General features: G+C 54.2%; 18 protein-coding genes and 1 pseudogene. 8 read left to right on the forward strand and 11 right to left on the reverse strand.

The window, feature by feature from the left end:
• Positions 1-153 precede the first annotated feature (153 nt).
• Complete coding sequence (locus NR177_RS19620) at positions 154-1,527, reverse strand: MATE family efflux transporter (RefSeq protein WP_256853450.1); 1,374 nt, start codon at positions 1,525-1,527, stop codon at positions 154-156.
• Positions 1,528-1,731: 204 nt separating this feature from the next.
• On the opposite strand from NR177_RS19620, the gene NR177_RS19625 reads away from it, so the two are divergent.
• Positions 1,732-2,403 (forward strand): riboflavin synthase, encoded by a 672-nt coding sequence (locus NR177_RS19625; RefSeq protein WP_063879394.1) that lies wholly within the window; start codon positions 1,732-1,734, stop codon positions 2,401-2,403.
• A gap of 271 nt (positions 2,404-2,674) precedes the next feature.
• Here NR177_RS19625 and cfa read toward each other — a convergent pair whose 3' ends face one another.
• Entirely contained in the window at positions 2,675-3,823 is a 1,149-nt protein-coding gene (gene cfa, locus NR177_RS19630; protein WP_063879395.1) for a cyclopropane fatty acyl phospholipid synthase, read from the reverse strand.
• A gap of 284 nt (positions 3,824-4,107) precedes the next feature.
• Positions 4,108-5,310 carry a purine nucleoside transporter PunC gene (gene punC / locus NR177_RS19635; RefSeq protein ID WP_218994612.1) on the reverse strand — a complete coding sequence of 401 codons (1,203 nt, stop codon included), beginning with the start codon at positions 5,308-5,310 and terminating at the stop codon, positions 4,108-4,110.
• 107 nt (positions 5,311-5,417) lie between these two features.
• Between punC and punR the strand changes: the two genes are divergently transcribed.
• A complete protein-coding gene (punR, locus tag NR177_RS19640) occupies positions 5,418-6,323 on the forward strand; it encodes a DNA-binding transcriptional activator PunR (RefSeq protein ID WP_063879396.1) in 906 nt (301 codons plus the stop codon).
• Here the strand turns inward: punR and purR are convergent.
• Positions 6,320-7,345, reverse strand: a complete 1,026-nt coding sequence (purR, locus tag NR177_RS19645; RefSeq protein ID WP_063881167.1) for an HTH-type transcriptional repressor PurR — start codon at positions 7,343-7,345, stop codon at positions 6,320-6,322. The genes punR and purR overlap by 4 nt on opposite strands.
• Before the next feature lie 280 nt (positions 7,346-7,625).
• Here purR and NR177_RS19650 point away from each other — a divergent pair, with 280 nt between their 5' ends.
• On the forward strand, positions 7,626-7,715 hold the full coding sequence (locus NR177_RS19650; RefSeq protein ID WP_019105306.1) for a YnhF family membrane protein: 90 nt from the start codon (positions 7,626-7,628) through the stop codon (positions 7,713-7,715).
• A 49-nt stretch (positions 7,716-7,764) separates the two neighbouring features.
• On the opposite strand, the gene NR177_RS19655 is transcribed toward NR177_RS19650, so the two are convergent.
• Positions 7,765-8,586, reverse strand: a complete 822-nt coding sequence (locus tag NR177_RS19655; RefSeq protein WP_063879397.1) for a C40 family peptidase — start codon at positions 8,584-8,586, stop codon at positions 7,765-7,767.
• A 365-nt stretch (positions 8,587-8,951) separates the two neighbouring features.
• On the opposite strand from NR177_RS19655, the gene NR177_RS19660 reads away from it, so the two are divergent.
• A complete protein-coding gene (locus NR177_RS19660; protein ID WP_172823923.1) occupies positions 8,952-9,287 on the forward strand; it encodes a Grx4 family monothiol glutaredoxin in 336 nt (111 codons plus the stop codon).
• 42 nt (positions 9,288-9,329) lie between these two features.
• Here the strand turns inward: NR177_RS19660 and rnt are convergent, their stop codons facing one another.
• The 4 genes from rnt to NR177_RS19680 form a co-directional block, all read right to left on the reverse strand.
• Positions 9,330-10,001 carry a ribonuclease T gene (rnt, locus tag NR177_RS19665; RefSeq protein WP_096012656.1) on the reverse strand — a complete coding sequence of 224 codons (672 nt, stop codon included), beginning with the start codon at positions 9,999-10,001 and terminating at the stop codon, positions 9,330-9,332.
• Positions 10,002-10,121: 120 nt separating this feature from the next.
• Complete coding sequence (gene gloA, locus NR177_RS19670) at positions 10,122-10,529, reverse strand: lactoylglutathione lyase (protein ID WP_063879400.1); 408 nt, start codon at positions 10,527-10,529, stop codon at positions 10,122-10,124.
• Between the two features lie 111 nt (positions 10,530-10,640).
• Positions 10,641-11,738 carry an alkene reductase gene (locus NR177_RS19675; protein WP_063879401.1) on the reverse strand — a complete coding sequence of 366 codons (1,098 nt, stop codon included), beginning with the start codon at positions 11,736-11,738 and terminating at the stop codon, positions 10,641-10,643.
• A 45-nt stretch (positions 11,739-11,783) separates the two neighbouring features.
• On the reverse strand, positions 11,784-12,386 hold the full coding sequence (locus tag NR177_RS19680) for a TetR/AcrR family transcriptional regulator (protein WP_145393318.1): 603 nt from the start codon (positions 12,384-12,386) through the stop codon (positions 11,784-11,786).
• A 175-nt stretch (positions 12,387-12,561) separates the two neighbouring features.
• Between NR177_RS19680 and NR177_RS19685 the strand changes: the two genes are divergently transcribed.
• The 4 genes from NR177_RS19685 (at position 12,562) to NR177_RS19700 (ending at position 14,965) form a co-directional block, all read left to right on the forward strand.
• Positions 12,562-12,801 carry a DUF1289 domain-containing protein gene (locus tag NR177_RS19685; protein ID WP_096012659.1) on the forward strand — a complete coding sequence of 80 codons (240 nt, stop codon included), beginning with the start codon at positions 12,562-12,564 and terminating at the stop codon, positions 12,799-12,801.
• 62 nt (positions 12,802-12,863) lie between these two features.
• A complete protein-coding gene (locus NR177_RS19690) occupies positions 12,864-13,760 on the forward strand; it encodes an aldo/keto reductase family oxidoreductase (RefSeq protein WP_256853451.1) in 897 nt (298 codons plus the stop codon).
• Positions 13,761-13,842: 82 nt separating this feature from the next.
• Positions 13,843-14,361, forward strand: coding sequence for a superoxide dismutase family protein (sodC, locus tag NR177_RS19695; protein ID WP_063879404.1), 519 nt, complete (start codon positions 13,843-13,845; stop codon positions 14,359-14,361).
• A gap of 136 nt (positions 14,362-14,497) precedes the next feature.
• Positions 14,498-14,965 (forward strand): hypothetical protein, encoded by a 468-nt coding sequence (locus NR177_RS19700; RefSeq protein WP_256853452.1) that lies wholly within the window; start codon positions 14,498-14,500, stop codon positions 14,963-14,965.
• Here the strand turns inward: NR177_RS19700 and NR177_RS19705 are convergent, their stop codons facing one another.
• The gene (locus NR177_RS19705) at positions 14,966-16,966 is read right to left on the reverse strand and encodes an FUSC family protein (protein ID WP_256853453.1); all 2,001 of its coding nucleotides are present in this window, start codon (positions 16,964-16,966) and stop codon (positions 14,966-14,968) included. It lies immediately after the preceding gene.
• Positions 16,963-17,538: pseudogene (locus tag NR177_RS19710) on the reverse strand (HlyD family efflux transporter periplasmic adaptor subunit); the annotation flags it as partial. The pseudogene NR177_RS19710 and the gene NR177_RS19705, both read right to left, overlap by 4 nt.
• Between the last annotated feature and the right edge of the window lie 78 nt (positions 17,539-17,616).

The raw sequence follows: 17,616 nt of genomic DNA on the forward strand, positions 1-17,616 counted from the left end.
AACATGCTGTCAGGGCGACAGCGGGGACGAATATTAACGGCAGCGTAAGAGGCTGGCAAGGAGAAAAATACAAATTTGCCAATGAATGAACATCATCTGCACGATGCGCCGTTTTTTTGAACGTAACGGGCCTTTTCCGGCCCGTTCAGTCAGTTAGCGAGACGCGCGTGTCAGGATCAACGCCGCAGGTAATTGCTGTAAACGTCGTACCCGCCACAGCATCATCACGGCGGCCGAGGTCAGGCCAACGATAAACCCGCACCAGAACCCCGCCGGCCCCATGCGCGGGACAACCCAGTCGGTCAACGCCAGGATGTAACCCGACGGCAGACCCAGCAGCCAGTAGGCAATAAAGGTGATAAAGAAAATCGAACGGGTATCTTTATAGCCACGTAAAATCCCGCTGCCAATGACCTGAATAGAATCTGAAATCTGATAAATGGCCGCCAGCAGCATGAGTTGCGCAGCCAGCATCACCACGGCGGGATTGTCGTTGTAAAGCAGGGCGATTTGATGGCGAAACGTTACGGTAAAGATCGCCGTGATTACTGCCATGCCGACACCGACGCCTTGCGCGGTCCAGGCCGCCACGCGCGCCTGCTCTGTCGAACCCTGCCCAAGACGATAACCCACGCGAATGGTGGCCGCCACGCCCAACGACAGCGGCAGCACGAACATCAGCGAGCTAAAGTTCAGGGCAATCTGGTGCCCGGCAACGTTCACAATGCCCAGCGGCGACACTAGCAACGCTACCACAGCAAACAGGGTCACTTCAAAAAACAGTGCCAGGGCGACCGGCAAACCTAATCCTGTAAGACGTTGCAGGATAGCGCGTGAGGGTGCCGACCAGCGGCTCTCCACGCGGATGTCCCGCATGCTGCGCATCCGCCGTACCCAAAAGCGCATACAGAAAAACATCGCCCAGTAGACCGAAGCGGTTGCTACGCCACAGCCCACGCCGCCCAGTGCCGGCATGCCGAAGTGACCGTAGATAAAGATATAGTTCAGCGGGATATTCAGCATCAGCCCAAGAAAACCCAGCACCATAGCGGGTTTGGTTTTGGATAGTCCTTCGCACTGGTTACGCATGACCTGGAAAAACAGGTAACCCGGCGCACCAAACAGCAGGGCATGCAGATAGCCTTCGGCTTTCTCCGCCAGTAGCGGATCGATGTCATGCATGGAGCGGATAAAATACCCGGCGTTCCACAGCACCAGCATGATGAGCAGCGAGAGGAAAAACGCCAGCCAAAAGCCCTGACGAAGCTGTTCAGCGATTCGCTCGCGGCGACCTGAACCATTGAGTTGCGCAATGGTGGGCGTCAATGCCAGTAAAACACCATGACCAAACAGGATGGCGGGAAGCCAAATGGACGTGCCAACAGCGACGGCGGCCATATCCGTGGCGCTGACTGCGCCGGCCATAATGGTATCTACAAATCCCATCGCGGTTTGCGCCACCTGAGCCAGGATAACGGGGATCGCGAGGGCCAGCAATTGACGCGCTTCTGTTAAATACTTCTGCACGTAAACACCTGACTTGTCTGATTAATAAAGAAATGAGGAATGCTTCAGCGGAAGCAAGCCCTAGTGTAACTGGCGCGACTGATTTCTCCAATCTTTGTCACGCAATGCGGTTTCATCCTTTGCGGCCTGCTACTCAGGCCGTTGAAACCTAACACTTAAGCAGGGCTGTGGTAAACTGACACAAACTTCGCAGAGGCAAAGACTATGTTTACCGGTATTGTGCAGGGCACCGCAGAAATCGTGTCCATTGAAGATAAAGGTCTGTTCCGTACTCACGTTGTGAGACTTCCCGCCGAACTGCTGCCGGGCTTAGCGTTGGGCGCATCCGTCGCCCATAACGGCTGCTGTCTGACCGTAACCGACATTAATGGCGATCGGGTTAGTTTTGATCTGATTAAAGAAACATTGCGCGTGACCAATCTTGGCGACCTGAGTCAGGGCGATGTGGTGAATATCGAGCGTGCGGCTAAATTTAGCGATGAAATCGGGGGACACCTGATGTCCGGTCATATCATGACCACGGCCGAAATCTGCAAAATTATCCGTTCTGAAAACAACCGTGAAATCTGGTTTAAAATCCAGGATGCCGCGCAGATGAAGTACATCCTGCACAAGGGATTTGTGGGCATTGATGGCATCAGCCTGACCGTGGGTGATGTGACGAAAACCAAATTCTGCGTTCATTTGATCCCCGAGACACTGGAGAGAACAACGCTGGGTGCCAAAACCTTCGGCGACCGGGTCAATATCGAAATCGATCCTCATACCCAGGCGATAGTCGATACGGTTGAACGTGTTCTGGCGCAGCGTGAAAACGCCGCAGTGAAGGCGCTGGCCGATCAGGCCGATCAGCCCGACGAGGAACGGGATGAATAGCAGCCGCTAAGCCGTTTGCGACATACGGCCAGTGACCCGATGATGAACTGTCAAAAGCCGTCTTTCGGGACGGCTAACTTATGGATGAGCCAACCATAAGGCGGTGCCGGGAGACGGAAACTTTACCGCCGCCCGGCAGCGGTTTGTCGTCGCCGTCGTCCTGAACGCGATGGACGAGGCACCCGGTAAACCGATCAACAGGTATGACCGGGCCGCTCGCGGCACTTGCCCACAACCTCACCGCATTCGCCGCAGTCCGCCTTTATCGGTCCTAGCGGGCAACACGCAATCCGCCTTCGACGCCACGACTAAACACGATCTGCCAGAGCTGAATCTCACGCGCGCGAAACGCCCCCGCGCAGGCGTTCAGGTAATACGAGAACATCCGCCGGAAACGTTCTTCATAGCGTTCAGCCAGCGCTGGCCAGGCGCGCTGGAAACGTTCATGCCAGGCCATCAGGGTTGTGTCGTAGTCGACGCCAAAGTTATGCCAGTCTTCCATGATAAAATGCGGTTCGCTGACGTCGGCGATATGGCGCAAAGAAGGCAGGCAGCCGTTAGGGAAAATATACTTCCCGATCCACGGGTCAACATGCATATCGGTTTTGATCGCGCCAATCGTGTGCAGCAGGAAGATGCCGTCAGGTTTAAGGTTGCGATCGACCGTTGCAAAATAGGTGGGATAATTTTTCGGGCCGACATGTTCGAACATGCCCACCGACACGATGCGGTCAAACTGTTGATTTAAATCCCGATAATCCTGCAGCAGGATGGTAACATCCAACCCTTCACAGCGCTGTTGCGCCAGCTTTTGCTGCTCTGCAGAAATGGTCACGCCCTGTACGCTGACACCATAATTCTTCGCCGCAAAGGCCGCCAGACCGCCCCAGCCACAGCCAATATCCAGCAGCGTCATACCGGGTTTCAACGCCAGCTTGCGGCAAATCATATCCAGTTTTGCTTCCTGCGCCGCTTCAAGCGTGGTGGCGTCTTTCCAGTAGCCGCAGGAATATTGCATGTAGGGATCGAGCATCAGGGTAAAAAGATCGTTACCAAGGTCATAGTGGGCTTTGCCCACCTGCCAGGCACGTTTTTTTGACTGCAGGTTAATCAGACGCGCCAGCGCAATGCGGGCGATATCCTGGATGTGATGGGGGAGCTGTTCATCCAGTTTATGTTTCAGCGCCCGATGAAAAAACATATCCAGCCGTTCGCACTCCCACCAGCCATCCATATAACTCTCGCCCAGCCCGAGAGAGCCTTTTTGCAGGACGCGTTTGAAAAAATCGGGATGTTTAACCTGAATATCCCACGGACGAGAACCGTTAATGTCGATATCTGCTTTTTGCAGTAACTCATGAACGATGCGGTACCAATGGTTTCGTTCAATATCCACTTCTGCTACACATGATGAACTCATAGCCACTCCATCACCAGAACTGTCAGAACCTGAGGAAAAGCAGGAGCCGTTTCTCAGGGTTATGAGAAAAGTCACAGATGACGCCTTGCGCCAGACAACAAAAGAGTACAGAGAAATGACATCAAGCCGATGTCCGCAGAGGGCATTGCCCACACCGACACCGTCACAGCAACGACGCTGCGATTCACTATTTATTATGATGATACTGCGAGTCAGGGCCCGGCACAGGAGGCGCTGGCGGGCCCATCACGTGTTGATCACTGCGACGACAGAAAGTCGTTGCCTCAGTGATTATCCTGGCAGGGATGCGCCGCGGAGGCAATATCAGTTTGTGCGCAGACGCGGCGCTGGAACTGATAGCCCATCAGCGCCAGTATAATCGTTATCGCCATAATGAGCGTGGTGGTCAACAGCGCGTGGCTCAGTCCCGCCGATACGGCCAGGCTGGCGACAAAACACAGGCCAAGCTGCAATGTGTTTTGCAGGGCGGCGGCTTTGCCAGTGGCATGCGGGAACGGGAGAAGGGCACTCGACACCACGATGGGATAAATCGCGCCATTAGCCAGTGCCATGCCGCAAAACGGCACCAGCAAAGCGGCCAGCGAAACGCTGCCTGAGAGTGCGACGGCGAACAGCGCCAGCACGCTCAGGCTGTAGACGAGCAGCAGCCACGGCAGTAGCTGAGCGCCATTAAAACGGTTAAGCAGCGCGCGGCAGCCAAAACCACCGATTAAAAAGGCAATCGTCTGCGGGATGTAACTTAAGCCAATATCGGCGGGCGACAGGCCAATATCCGCCAGGATAAACGGCGATCCGGTCAGCCAGGCAAAAAAACTGGCGGAACAGGCAGAATAGATCAGCACGTTGCCGCTATAGGCGCGTGAACGCAGCAGCGTGATAAACCCGGGCTGTGAGGGTGTTGCACGGCTTGTTTTTTGCACCGAAGGCAGGCGCAGCGTAATCACAATCAGGGCTGCCGCGATAAAGGTCAGCACAACGAAAATCGAACGCCAGTGAAAATGACCAATCAGCCAGGCACCCAGCAAAGGGGCCAACGCTGGAGACAGCGCGACCAGCGGCATAATGGTGGCAAAGACTTTATTGGCACGGGACGGAGGATAGCGATCGACCACCAGTGCCTGCCAACTGACGGCGGCCGCGCAGACGCCAATGGCCTGGATAAAGCGCAGCACCAGCATCAGCACCACATCCTCCACCCACAGCATCCCTGCGCAACCCAGGGCAAACAAGCTCAGACCGGCAAGCAATACCGGCTTACGTCCAATACGGTCAGACAGTGGTCCCCATACCAGTTGACCGCAGGCAAAACCCGCCAGAAACAGGCTCATGCTGGCGCTGATCATACCCGCAGAAGTGTTGAAACTTTGCTGCATAGCCCCGAAGGCAGGCAGATACATGTCGGTCGCCAGAAAGCCCAGCATACTGAGCACGGCAAGATAGGGAATGAATCCTTTTGAAGCTGACATCTGATTCTCTTTTTTGCAGGATAAACGCGGGGGAGTGTAAAAGCTGTACTTCATGCTGTGAAACGGTAAAATTTGCCTGTTGCTGTTAAAAAATTTGAAGGCAGAATATGTGGTCTGAATATGCGCTTGAAGTGGTCGATGCCGTCGCGCGCGGTGGCAGTTTCAGTGCCGCCGCACAGGAGTTGCACCGTGTGCCTTCTGCTATCAGCTATACCGTCCGTCAGCTTGAAACCTGGCTGGCCGTGCCGCTGTTTGAACGTCAGCACCGTGAGGTGGTTTTAACCCCTGCGGGAGAACATTTTGTGCGCGAAGGGCGCAGCGTCATCAAAAAAATGGATGCCACCCGGCGGCAGTGCCAGCAGTTAGCCAATGGCTGGCGCGGTCAGATAGGCATAGCCGTGGATTGTATTGTCAAACCGCAGCGGACCCGGCAATTTGTCAGGGATTTCTATCGCCACTTTCCCGATATGGAGCTGCACATCAGTTATGAAGTGTTTAACGGTGTCTGGGATGCGTTGGCAGACGGACGGGTCGATGTGGCGATAGGGGCAACGCAGGCTATTCCTGTGGGTGGTCGGTTTGCGTTTCGCGATATGGGCACCCTGAACTGGCGCTGTATTGTCGCGCGACAGCATCCGTTAACTCAGGTGAGCAGACTGGATGATGATGCGTTGCGCAACTGGCCGTCGCTGGTGCTGGAAGACACCTCGCGTGCTTTACCGCGACGCATGACCTGGGCGCTGGATAATCAACGTCGGCTGGTGGTGCCTGAATGGCAGACCGGGCTGGACTGCGTCCGTGCCGGACTCTGCGTGGCGATGGTGCCCGGGCATTTAGCCCGTCCGCTGCTGGATAGCGGCGAGGTGAGCGAACTTGCCTTGCCTCAGGCTTTTCCTGAAAGCCCTTGCTGCGTCAGCTGGGCGGAAGATCGCGCATCACCGGCATTGGGCTGGCTTCTCAATTACCTGGGTGATGCGCAAACGCTAAATCAGGAGTGGTTAAGCGAGGATTAACGACGGTAATCGCGGTAAGGGCCATAGCCCACAGAGCGTCGCTCAATCAGCGTCGGGTGGACTTCGATAGTTTGTGACTCTTCGCGCTTGCTGGTGATGCGGTCCAGCAGCATCTCCAGCGCTTTCTCGCCTAACTGCGCTTTGGGCTGATGTACGGTTGTCAGTGCGGGCGTGAAGTAGCGCGCATTGCGCACGTTGTCGTAACCAATCACCGAAATATCCTGGGGAACGCGCAGGCCCATTTCATCTGCCGCACAGATAGCGCCCATGGCCATAATATCGCCTCCGCAGAAGACGGCACTGGGCCGTTGTTTTTGTGACAGGATTTGCTGCATAGCCTGATAACCGGATTCTGGTTCAAAGTCACCCTGCACAATCCATTCTGAACGGGGCTGAATACCAGCTTCTTCCAGCGCCTTAAGGAAACCCGCATGACGACCGCCGCCGGTATTACGCTCCATCTGCCCCGGAATCGCGCCAATGTCACGATGCCCGCGCTCAATCAAATAGCGACCGGCCAGGTAGCCGCCCTGAAAAGCGTTATCCAGTACGGTATCGGTAAAGTCGGCACGTGATTCGCCCCAGTCCATGACCACCATAGGAATATTGCGGTTGGCTTCCAGCATTTGCAGCAAATCATCCGGATACTCCGAACACATCACCAGCAGCCCATCAACGCGTTTTTGCGCCATCATCGACAGATAGGCGCGCTGTTTTTGCAGGTCGTTATGCGCGTTACCCAGAATCAGGGTATAGCCTTTTTCAAAGCAGTGATTCTCAACGGCTTCGATAATTTCGGCGAAGTAGGGCGCTTCGCTGGACGTCGCTAACAAGCCCAGCGTTTTGGTGTGATTCACCTTCAGGCTGCGTGCCACGGCGCTTGGCGAATAATGTAATTCCCGAATCGCTTCCCATACTGCTTCGCGAGTATTTTCCGCAACAAAGCGGGTTTTATTAATCACGTGAGAAACGGTTGTGGTGGATACACCTGCGCGTTTCGCCACATCTTTAATTGTTGCCATGAAAATCAAACTCCCGGGCTTACCTAACATGTTGATAAGCATGTTGTTAAACGTTTGCGTCAGCGGACGGTTATTTCTGCAAAAAAAGCGTTTTTCTAGCCGGTAATGGGATATCGGGGCAGGAAATAACGTCTGAAAAAAGTGCTGGTGCAACCGATGTTGCGCGCTGTTGCGCAACAAAGGGGGGATTCTAACAAGGCTGCACGGATAAAACGAGATTTTTACCCGCGCGTATGGGAAAATCCCTTAACCCTACAAAAAGCATGGCTAAGGAGTTGTGATGAGTACCGATTTGAAACTGTCATTAATGACAACGGCAGCAGCACTGTTGATGATTATCGCGTTTAGCTTTACCGCTATTCTGAACTAATAAAAAAGCCGGGAAGGTTTCCCTTTCCCGGCTTTTTAAATAATGACGTTTAGCGAACGGTTTTTGGCGTCATAACCCGACGCGCACCAATGTAGTGGCGCTGCCAATAATCTTCGCTTAACGCACTGATTTGAATATCTTTACCGGTACGCGGTGACTGAATAAATTTACCGTTGCCCAGGTAAACCCCAACGTGATCGGCGGTGCCTCGTCCATTAATGCGGAAGAACACCAGATCGCCTTTCTCCAGCGCTTCACGATTCACCGGCGCAGCATCACGCAGATGGTACATTTCGTTAGCGGTACGTGGGATTTTAAACTTCACGACATCTTTGTACGCGTACCAGACCAGGCCGCTGCAATCAAAACCGGTATGGGGTGATTTACCGCCCCACTGATAGCGCTTACCCAGTTGGCCCATCAGCTTCGCCATCGCGGTTTCACGCGCTTTTTGATAACGCTGGCGGTGTGCACTGCTCATTTTGATGGTGCCGGTTTCTTTGCTGTCGGCACTGGCCACTTTCACCGCACGTTGATGACCGTAACGTTTTTTACTGGTGGCGTTGGCCGCGACTTTCTTCGTTAGCGCCTTACGTGAACTCGCTGTTTTGGTGAGGGTTTTATGAGAGGGAACCGTGTGAGTGGCATTTTTACTGGTTTTAAGTGTTTTACTGGCTTTTTGCACTGTAGAGGGACGGCTCTTTTTCGCCGAGGCTTTAACCGTGCGTCGTTTGCGCCGCTCATCTTCGCGCGCACTTTTTTTCTCTACCTTATGCAAGCTGGCCTTAACCGGCGCCTGCGGTGATGCCGCGGCGACATTAAAGAACAGTTGCGCAAAAGCCAGAATAAGAAGCGTAATAATTGAACGCATAGTCCGTTTACTGGTTAAGCTGTCAGATCCAACAGGTGTCTGACAAGGGTAAGAAAAATCTGATCAAGGATCAGTGCCGAGGACATTCTAGTCCAGTTTTTTTTAAAACAGTAAGTCCTTTTTTTATTAATTAATGACTTGGGTAAAAATCAGGCATAAATAAGCAATTTCAGTAGCTTAAGTCAGCAAAATTATTGCAAATTATTAATGAGTTCATTCCGGCTATCATTCTTGTCCCGGAAGTAAACCCCCAGCAGACTTAACAAACATGGCGATTTACCCCTGGCCGGCACAAAATCTCGTTTTCAGTCCTGGAGGGAAGTCGCTACAATAAAGAAACACGAAGTGACGAATTAAGGAAGGCAATAATGAGTACTGTAGAAAAAATTCAGCGCCAGATCGCAGAAAACCCGATCCTGCTGTACATGAAAGGTTCGCCGAAACTGCCAAGCTGCGGTTTCTCTGCTCAGGCGGTTCAGGCGCTGTCTGCCTGTGGTGAGCGCTTTGCTTACGTGGATATTCTGCAGAACCCGGATATTCGCGCAGAGCTGCCAAAATTTGCCAACTGGCCAACCTTTCCGCAGTTGTGGGTGGATGGTGAACTGGTCGGCGGCTGCGACATTATTGTTGAGATGTTCCAGCGCGGCGAACTGCAGCCGCTGGTGAAAGAAACCGCTGAGAAGTTTAAAGAAGCGGAATAACAAAAAAGGCCGACATCGTCGGCCTTTTCTTTTGACTGGATTTTACTCCGCCGTCTCTTTCCCTTCCGTTGCCTCTTCAGCGATGGCCAATGGCCAGCCACCCAAGCGCTTCCAACGGTTTACCAGTTCGCAAAACAGCGTAGCCGTTTGCTGCGTATCATAAAGGGCAGAGTGCGCCTGACTGCTGTCAAATTCCATTCCCGCTGCTTTACAGGCTTTCGCCAGTACCGTCTGACCCAACACCAGTCCGCTTAATGCCGCGGTATCAAAGGTGGCAAAAGGGTGAAACGGGTTACGTTTCAGGCTGGCACGCTCGGCCGCGGCATTAATAAAATTAAGATCAAAAGTCGCATTGTGCGCCACCATAATCGCGCGGTTGCAATCGTTGTCTTTAATGCCTTTGCGCACCATCTTAAAAATGGCATGCAGCGCATCGTATTCACTTACCGCACCCCGCAATGGATTGCTGGGATCAATGCCCGTAAAGGCGAGCGCTTCCGGATGCAGCAGGGAGCCAACAAAAGGTTCAACGTGAAAATGCAGTGTCTGGTCGTGATGAAGCCAACCCTCGTCATCCATTTTCAGCGTAATGGCGGCGACTTCCAGCAGCGCATCGGTTTGCGCATTAAAGCCCGCCGTTTCCACATCGATAACCACGGGATAGAAACCACGAAAGCGTTGATTAAGTGCGTTGGGGGAAGACGATTCAGACATCAGGATCTCATTGCAGAAAAAGGGCAACGCGTAGTATGCCAAAAAAGCGCACCGTCTGCAGCAGGTAGAGAGAGGGGAAACGAGAATCAGCCCGCGTGGCGCGGGCTGATATTGTACGGCTTAACTTCTGAGGCCGTGTCCAGCATGTTTATTTTCGATCAGTTCGATTTTATAACCATCTGGATCTTCAACGAAGGCAATTACTGTGGTGCCGCCTTTAACCGGGCCGGCTTCACGCGTGACGTTACCGCCGTCTTTACGGATGCGCTCGCAGGTGGCGGCAACATCGTCAACGCCCAGTGCAATATGGCCATAGGCATTGCCAAGGTCATAGCTGTCAACGCCCCAGTTATAGGTCAGCTCAATGACGGCACCTTCGCTCTCTTCGGTGTAGCCAACAAACGCCAGGGTATATTTATATTCAGCATTTTCGCTTTGACGCAGCAGGCGCATGCCCAGCACACGAGTGTAGAAATCAATGGAGCGTTGCAAATCGCCAACGCGCAGCATGGTGTGAAGTAAACGCATAGCTTCCTCTTTTAAAAACGTCATTCCCGGATGACACAACTACTAAGTATAGCGACGATAACCGCGAAAGAATAACCGCAGCCGTGAGAACCTCTCACGGCTGCCTGCATGTTACAGGGCAGGATAATCAGTATAGCCTTCTGCGCCGCCGCCGTAGAATGACTCTGGGCGTTGTGGATTGAGCGGGGCATCTTTTTGTAACCGCTGCGCCAGATCCGGGTTCGCAATATAGTCACGACCAAAGGCAACGGCATCGATCAAGCCACGGCTGATAAGGTCATCGGCTTTTTCGACAGTATAAGCGCCTGCGCCAATGATCACGCCAGGGAAGGTGTCACGCACTTTCTGACGGAACGCATCGCTGTAAGGTGTACCACCTGCCCAGTCAGGTTCTGACATGTGCAGATAAGCGATGTTGCGTTTAGCCAGCTCAGCGATATACCACAGCGCATCTTCTTCTTCGTTCGGGCCGTTATCCAGATTCTGGAAGCTGCCGACAGGGGAGACGCGGATACCTACGCGGTCTGCTGACCAGTTGGCAATCGCGGCATCAACCACTTCCAGCGCAAAACGTCCGCGTTTTTCAACGCTGCCGCCGTATTCATCGGTGCGCAGATTAGATGACGGAGACAGGAACTGGTGCATCAGATAGCCATGGGCTGAGTGCAGCTCCAGCATGTCAAAGTCCGCTTCGCGGGCATTGGCGGCAGCCTGACCGAAATCGGCCACGATCTGCTGAATTTCGCTGATGCTCAGTTCGCGCGGGGTTGACGTATCTTCACGATAAACGCTGCCGTCTTCAGCACGCAGTGAGGTACGGGTGCCTGCCGGAATCGCCGAAGGCGCAACCGGTGCTTTGCCTTCTGGCTGCACGCTGTTATGCGAAATACGGCCGGTGTGCCACAGCTGCACGGCACTGTGTCCGCCTGCCTGATGGATACCTTCATTGATGGCTTTCCACGCGGCAATTTGCTGCTGCGTGTGCAAGCCTGGTGCGCCCGCATAGCCTTTGGCCTGGAAAGAGATCTGTGTTGCTTCGGTAATAATTAAGCCAGCACCTGCGCGTTGACGGTAGTATTCAGCCATCAGCGGAGTAGGGATATCTCCTGGCTCAATGCTGCGTAAGCGCGTCAGTGGTGCCATAAATACACGGTTAGGAACGGTAATTGCGCCCACTTTTAACGGACGAAACAACTGCGTACTCGCCATAACAACTCCTTTCAAGTAGACCGGTCGTCTACAAACTGTGGTTTTTTATACCAGCGGATTTTTCAGCCACTGTTCGAGGGTAATAAATGCAAGCCTCATGGGCTGTGCTTTACGGGAAAGCTTGCTCTGCAAACTGGCGCCGAGCCACAACACATAGAGCAGTTCAGCCAGTTGCTCGGGTGGATGAGGCAATTGCAATCCTTCATCCTGCTGTGCCAGTTTGAGCGCACGCGCATACGCGGCAATAACATGACTGGCACCTTGCTGCAGGGCCATGCGCATGGGCTCAGACAGGTCACACACTTCGGCTGACAGTTTTACACTCAGACAACCGACGATATGCCCCTGTTGTTCAAAGACTTCAAGCGCATGCCTGAAATGGCCCAGCAATCGTTCACTGACCTTACCCACGGGGTGAGACAGTTGCTGCTCAACCTCATGCAGGTAGCGGATAAAGTAGCGCTCCAGCAGGGCGACGCCAAAGGCTTCTTTAGACTGGAAATAGTAATAAAACGATCCCTTCGGGATAGCCGCCTGAGTCAGCAACTGGTTCAGGCCCATGGCGGTAAACCCGCGCTGCAGGCAAAGCGATTCGCCTGTAGCCAGCAAGTGTTCCCGTGTCTCATTACGTTGTGGCATCTTATTCATGGGCTTTATCCTGGTAGACCAATCGGTCTAATGCAAATCTTAATCGCGTCGCAGGCACAGAGTGCTAAATCATCACGGACGGGAAGTGAATAAATGGCGCGTGCGGTGATTATTTCTTGCACAAATGCATCAGTCTGTCTTCAATAGAAGGATTAACGTTTGAGTGGGAGCAGTCGTGGCAGAGCAGCTAGAGTTTTTTCCGGTGCCCAGTCCATGCCGGAGTATTTGTCAGACAGATACACGCGGCTACTGTGTGGGGTGCCTGCGCAGCCGTGATGAGCGTTTTAACTGGATGCGCTACACCGACAGCCAAAAGCGCGAGGTGCTACGTCTCTGCCACCAGCGCCGCCTGCGCCTGCTGCGGCAACAGCATAAAGACGAGCCTCAGGAACCGCAGCAACCTACCTTGTTCTGACCCCTGCGTGATTTCCGTTATACTCCCTAACCAGCCGCTTTTTGTGCCACAGGGAGAACACCATGTTACAACCGCAAGCCATTGCTCCGCAGGGACCCGAATTTTCACCGCTCATTATGGGCTATTGGCGTCTGATGGAGTGGGGCATGACGCCTCAGCAGCTGGTGGGATTTATTGAACACCATCTTTCACTGGGGATTTCCACGGTCGATCATGCCGATATTTATGGTGACTACCGCTGTGAGGCGGCGTTTGGCGAAGCGTTAAAATGCGCGCCGGCTTTGCGCCATCAGCTGCAAATCGTCACCAAATGCGGCATTGCAACCCGGGCTAAACCAGAACATCAGATTGGTCATTACGTGACGGACACCGCGCACATTCTTGCCAGCGCCGAACGTTCACTTCGCTATTTCAACACCGACCATATCGATCTGTTACTGATTCATCGCCCCGATCCGCTCATGGACGCCGACGAGGTCGCTGAGGCATTTCAGCAACTGCGCCAGGCCGGCAAGGTACTGCACTTCGGTGTATCCAATTTTACGCCTGCACAGTTCGCGCTGTTACAGTCGCGGCTGCCCTTTAGCCTGGTGACTAACCAACTTGAAATTTCTCCCGTTCAGCAAAACGTCCTGCTGGATGGATCGCTGGACCACTGCCAGCAGCATCGCCTGCGCCCGATGGCCTGGTCATGTCTGGGCGGCGGCCGCCTGTTTAGCGATCCCCATTTCCAGCCTTTGCGCGACGAACTGGCGCAAATCCGCGAGGAGACAGGCGCATCCAGCCTGGAACAGGTGGTGTATGCGTGGGTTATGCGCTTACCGAGCAAACCTTTACCTATTATTGGATCGGGCAAAGCACACCGCGTCACCGAAGCGGCAGGTGCCGCCGATCTGTCGCTCAGTCGCCAGCAGTGGTTCCGCATCCGTAAAGCTGCCCTGGGCTATGACGTACCCTGAGCGTAAACATTCGTCAATTTGCGGCAATCTTTGCAGGACGGGGCCAGGCTTAAGCTGAAACCCAAAGCAGAAAGGAGCCACAATGAAAGGTAAAGCCATCGCGTTATTAACACTGTTAACCTGCGGCGTCGCCCAGGCCGCGAGTGAAGAGGTGACGATTCATGACGTGTCGCCGCAGGGGATCGGCAAATCCGTGGGGACGGTGAAGATCGAAGAAACGAAGTATGGTTTAACGTTTACGCCCATGCTGACAGGGCTTAAACCGGGCATTCACGGCTTCCATGTTCATGCCAAAGGCAGCTGTGAACCCGGTGAGTCAGAGGGGAAAACGGTAGCCGCAGGGGCTGCGGGGGGCCATCTGGACCCGGAAAATACCGGTAAACACCTCGGGCCTTACGGTGAAGGGCATTTGGGCGATCTGCCTGCTCTCTATGTCGATGAGCAGGGCAAGGCAAGCTACCCCGTGCTGGCACCACGCATCAAAACCCTCAGTGAGGTGAAAGGCAAAGCGCTGATGATCCATGTCGGTGGCGATAATCATGCAGATCATCCGAAACCGCTTGGCGGCGGCGGTGCCCGGTTTGCCTGCGGCGTTATCTGACGGGCCAGTCTGGCGGCGCAGGTGGCCGCCAGTAAGGCTTTTCGCTTGTTGAACATTTGTTGTAGCATCATCGCCTTATTCCCCCCTATGATACTGATTCCCGTCATAAAGCCTGACAACCTGAGGAGCAGGACAGATGAAATGGAAGGGCGCATGGTTACTGTGCTTGCTGCTGGCAGGATGCGATAAACCGAATGATACGCAGTTGGTCACCGAAACCGGACGTGAACTTCAGCGCACCATTGATACCAACCCTGCGCGCATTCGGTGTGAACACATCGCGAGAGGGCGTGAGCGGTTGAGTCGGGATGTGATGCAAAAACTTCAAGAAGCGCATTGCCAGAATGTTCTGCGTAGCGCCACTGAGACCAATTTCACGGATACCACTATCTATCATCATAATGCGGTGATGATTTGTGGGGGGATCACCGGGAAAAGCTTTACCGGCACCTTTATTTCGCGGCGCTTTATTTTCTCTCCTGACGAAAAAGCACTGGTTATTGAGCCCGTATCAGAGGCGGATAAAACCCGGTTTGAAGGACAAAAAACCGTGCAGCAGCTGCAGGATGATTTTAACCGGCAGCATCAGCAGTATTGCCAGTAATCAGTCGGGAATCGCCTGCTTCAGCTGATCCAGCGAACAGCGTAATCGCCACAGCAATCCCGCAAGCGTGCCGGCTTCGCGGGTATTTTCCCGCAGAGTTTCCTCGATCATCGTCTGTAGCGCGTCCAGCGCCGCATCCAGTTGCCGGTGCTGCACACCGCGAAGGCTCATCACGTGCTGCAGATCCTGCATCGCGCGCACACGGCAGGCATTCAGTCTCGATGACCCGGTTTGCCAGTCGCGCAGCTGCCAGACGAGATGTGAACAGTTGAGCAGGACCACGCCCCAGCGCAGTAACCAGACGCGCGCCGTTTCATCCCGACTGCTGCTGAGTTGACCAATCTTATGATAGATCAGTGACTCGAAGCGGTTTTCGCTCAGGTGAGGTCGGGGACGAAGCTGATCCAGAAACGCCATACGTAAAGACTGAATATGGCGTCGGCTACGGCGGCTGTCTGAACTGGGCCGAAGTATCTGAAACGCCAGCCAGGCCAGCAGCACGCCACACACTTTGGCGATATTACCGTCAAAAAACGTTTGGTAATCCCAGTCGGGTGGGTTGGTGACGGCCAGAAATGATCCCAGGAAAACAATAAACTGGCCCCACATGGCGGCCCGCTGTTTCTGTTGCACCCGAAACAGTTGCAGAGTCAACAGCAGCGGAAATAAGATCGCCAGCAGTTGCCACAGCTGATCAAACTGCACCATAAGACCGAATTTAAAAACAAAGCTAAACGCAAACAGCCACAGCAGCGTTTTCAGTAATAATGTGATGCTGCCCGTGGGCGAGGGCGCCGAGGCGTAAAGCACACAGGCAATTGCCGTAAAGGTCAATGCCGACGCGCCAGAGGACCATTGCGTCGTCATCCAGAATGCGCAGCCCGCAACCACCACAGTAAAGGTGCGCAGTGCACTCCAGCCCGCTTCCGCACTGTCGCTTTCACTGGCGAGCGCCGACACGGCGGGTGGCTGAAAGCGCCTCTCCCCATCGGCGTGCTCCAGCAACCGTATCCAGCGTAATACGTTGAGATACATCCAGCAGAAATAGCGCAGCCGCTGACAAAAAGCGCGCTGCCGATAGTCGCCGTCACCGGCTGGCGTAATGGTGCGGAGCAGTGCTGCCAGGCGGTACTTATTACAGTCTGGTTTCGCCAGCTCACGTGTGAGGCTCTCTAACGCCACAAACAGGGTCTCAGGCGCGTCGGGCCAGTTCAGCAGCATACGACGCAGGCTGGACAGTACGCTGGTCAACCGTAACTGTTGATGCAGGATGTAATTCAGCACGTTATTTTGCCGGCGAAAGCGGTAATGACTCCAGAATGCCTGAATGCGTAATAAATTCATGGTGAGGATCTGCCCAATCACCGCTTCATGCGCCGTGCGTATTCCGTCATTGCGGGTGTCCTGCAGCAGCAGCGTGGCGTGCTCCAACAGGCGAGTGTGCATCTGTTTTAGCGCGTTGATTAACGCATCGCCGTCAGAAGTGCTGGGCAAGAGCATCATCATAAAGCCCGCGCACAGCAGCCCGGAAATCACTTCGCACACCCGAGCCTGCGCGATGTCCCACAGGCTGGCGATATCGGTGAGATTGACGCAGCTGAAGGCAATAATCGCCGCGGTATAACCTGCCAGCGAAAAACCGTACGCCACGTTGTTCTGGTAGTGGTTTGCCACCCAGGTGCACAGCGCCAGCCAGCCGGCAATATAAAAGGCGAACAGCCAGGGCTCATTCAACGTATGGCCCGCAATCAACAGGGCAGCCGTCGCACCCAACACACTGCCCACTATGCGACCCAGACTTTTACTGATCACACCGCCGATGGTCGGAAAGCTGACAACGGCTGCCGAGGTCATGGCCCAGTAAGGCTCATCCAGATTCAGGCCATAGGCAATGCTCAGGGCAAGACACATCGCACTGGCATTACGAAGGGCATAGCGCCATTGATTGCGATCCGCCTTCACCCAGGGCAGGTTTCCCCAGGCCAGTCCATTGAGATTCATGGCTGTATCGTAATCGTGCAGGTCGTGCCAGCGATTAAACGCGCGTGATCGGGAAGTGCGGTGAGGCGAATGCGAACAGGGACACGCTGCGCCAGGCGCACCCAGGGCACGTTAGGTTTAATATCCGGCAGTAAACCGTTATCCGCCTCCAGGCTTTGATCGTAAATAGCCCGTCCCACGCTTTCGACCTGGCCGGGCAACTGCATACCACTGCTGTACAGGACCACCTGGGCAGCGGCGCCGGGATGAATATGGCGCAACTTGGTCTCTTCAAAATAGCCCACGACATAATAAGAATGGCTGTCGACAAGGGCAAAGAGCGGCGTGCCCGTGCTGGCGTAGTTGCCGGGTCGCAGGGTCAGATTACTTATCCAACCGTCAGTGGGGGCAGTAACGATGGTTTGCTGCACATTCCACTGCGCCTGATCCCGCTGTGCCTGCGCGGCTTTCACGCTGGCCAGCGCCGCATCCGCATTCAGGCGAGCCACATCCAGATCTTCGCCAGAAATCGTATTGCGCGGCAGTTTACTTCGTCTGCTGAATTCATGTTGGGCTTTGGCGAGGTCGGCTTTTTGAATCGCCACGGATTTAACAGACATCTCAGAGTCATTTAAGATGGCTTAAAGAGAGGTGCCCATGAGCGGTAAGCG

This window comes from Pantoea sp. Fr+CA_20, assembly GCF_024520835.1.
In the GTDB taxonomy this organism is placed as follows: domain Bacteria; phylum Pseudomonadota; class Gammaproteobacteria; order Enterobacterales; family Enterobacteriaceae; genus Pantoea; species Pantoea allii.

What these genes read in the sequence shown, in the direction of transcription:
- NR177_RS19625 (WP_063879394.1), top strand. Translation starts at nt 1,732, where the DNA reads ATGTTTACCGGTATTGTGCAGGGCACCGCAGAAATCGTGTCCATTGAA.
- cfa (WP_063879395.1), bottom strand. Translation starts at nt 3,823, where the DNA reads ATGAGTTCATCATGTGTAGCAGAAGTGGATATTGAACGAAACCATTGG.
- punC (WP_218994612.1), bottom strand. Translation starts at nt 5,310, where the DNA reads ATGTCAGCTTCAAAAGGATTCATTCCCTATCTTGCCGTGCTCAGTATG.
- punR (WP_063879396.1), top strand. Translation starts at nt 5,418, where the DNA reads ATGTGGTCTGAATATGCGCTTGAAGTGGTCGATGCCGTCGCGCGCGGT.
- purR (WP_063881167.1), bottom strand. Translation starts at nt 7,345, where the DNA reads ATGGCAACAATTAAAGATGTGGCGAAACGCGCAGGTGTATCCACCACA.
- NR177_RS19650 (WP_019105306.1), top strand. Translation starts at nt 7,626, where the DNA reads ATGAGTACCGATTTGAAACTGTCATTAATGACAACGGCAGCAGCACTG.
- NR177_RS19655 (WP_063879397.1), bottom strand. Translation starts at nt 8,586, where the DNA reads ATGCGTTCAATTATTACGCTTCTTATTCTGGCTTTTGCGCAACTGTTC.
- rnt (WP_096012656.1), bottom strand. Translation starts at nt 10,001, where the DNA reads ATGTCTGAATCGTCTTCCCCCAACGCACTTAATCAACGCTTTCGTGGT.
- gloA (WP_063879400.1), bottom strand. Translation starts at nt 10,529, where the DNA reads ATGCGTTTACTTCACACCATGCTGCGCGTTGGCGATTTGCAACGCTCC.
- NR177_RS19675 (WP_063879401.1), bottom strand. Translation starts at nt 11,738, where the DNA reads ATGGCGAGTACGCAGTTGTTTCGTCCGTTAAAAGTGGGCGCAATTACC.
- NR177_RS19680 (WP_145393318.1), bottom strand. Translation starts at nt 12,386, where the DNA reads ATGAATAAGATGCCACAACGTAATGAGACACGGGAACACTTGCTGGCT.
- NR177_RS19690 (WP_256853451.1), top strand. Translation starts at nt 12,864, where the DNA reads ATGTTACAACCGCAAGCCATTGCTCCGCAGGGACCCGAATTTTCACCG.
- sodC (WP_063879404.1), top strand. Translation starts at nt 13,843, where the DNA reads ATGAAAGGTAAAGCCATCGCGTTATTAACACTGTTAACCTGCGGCGTC.
- NR177_RS19700 (WP_256853452.1), top strand. Translation starts at nt 14,498, where the DNA reads ATGAAATGGAAGGGCGCATGGTTACTGTGCTTGCTGCTGGCAGGATGC.
- NR177_RS19705 (WP_256853453.1), bottom strand. Translation starts at nt 16,966, where the DNA reads ATGAATCTCAATGGACTGGCCTGGGGAAACCTGCCCTGGGTGAAGGCG.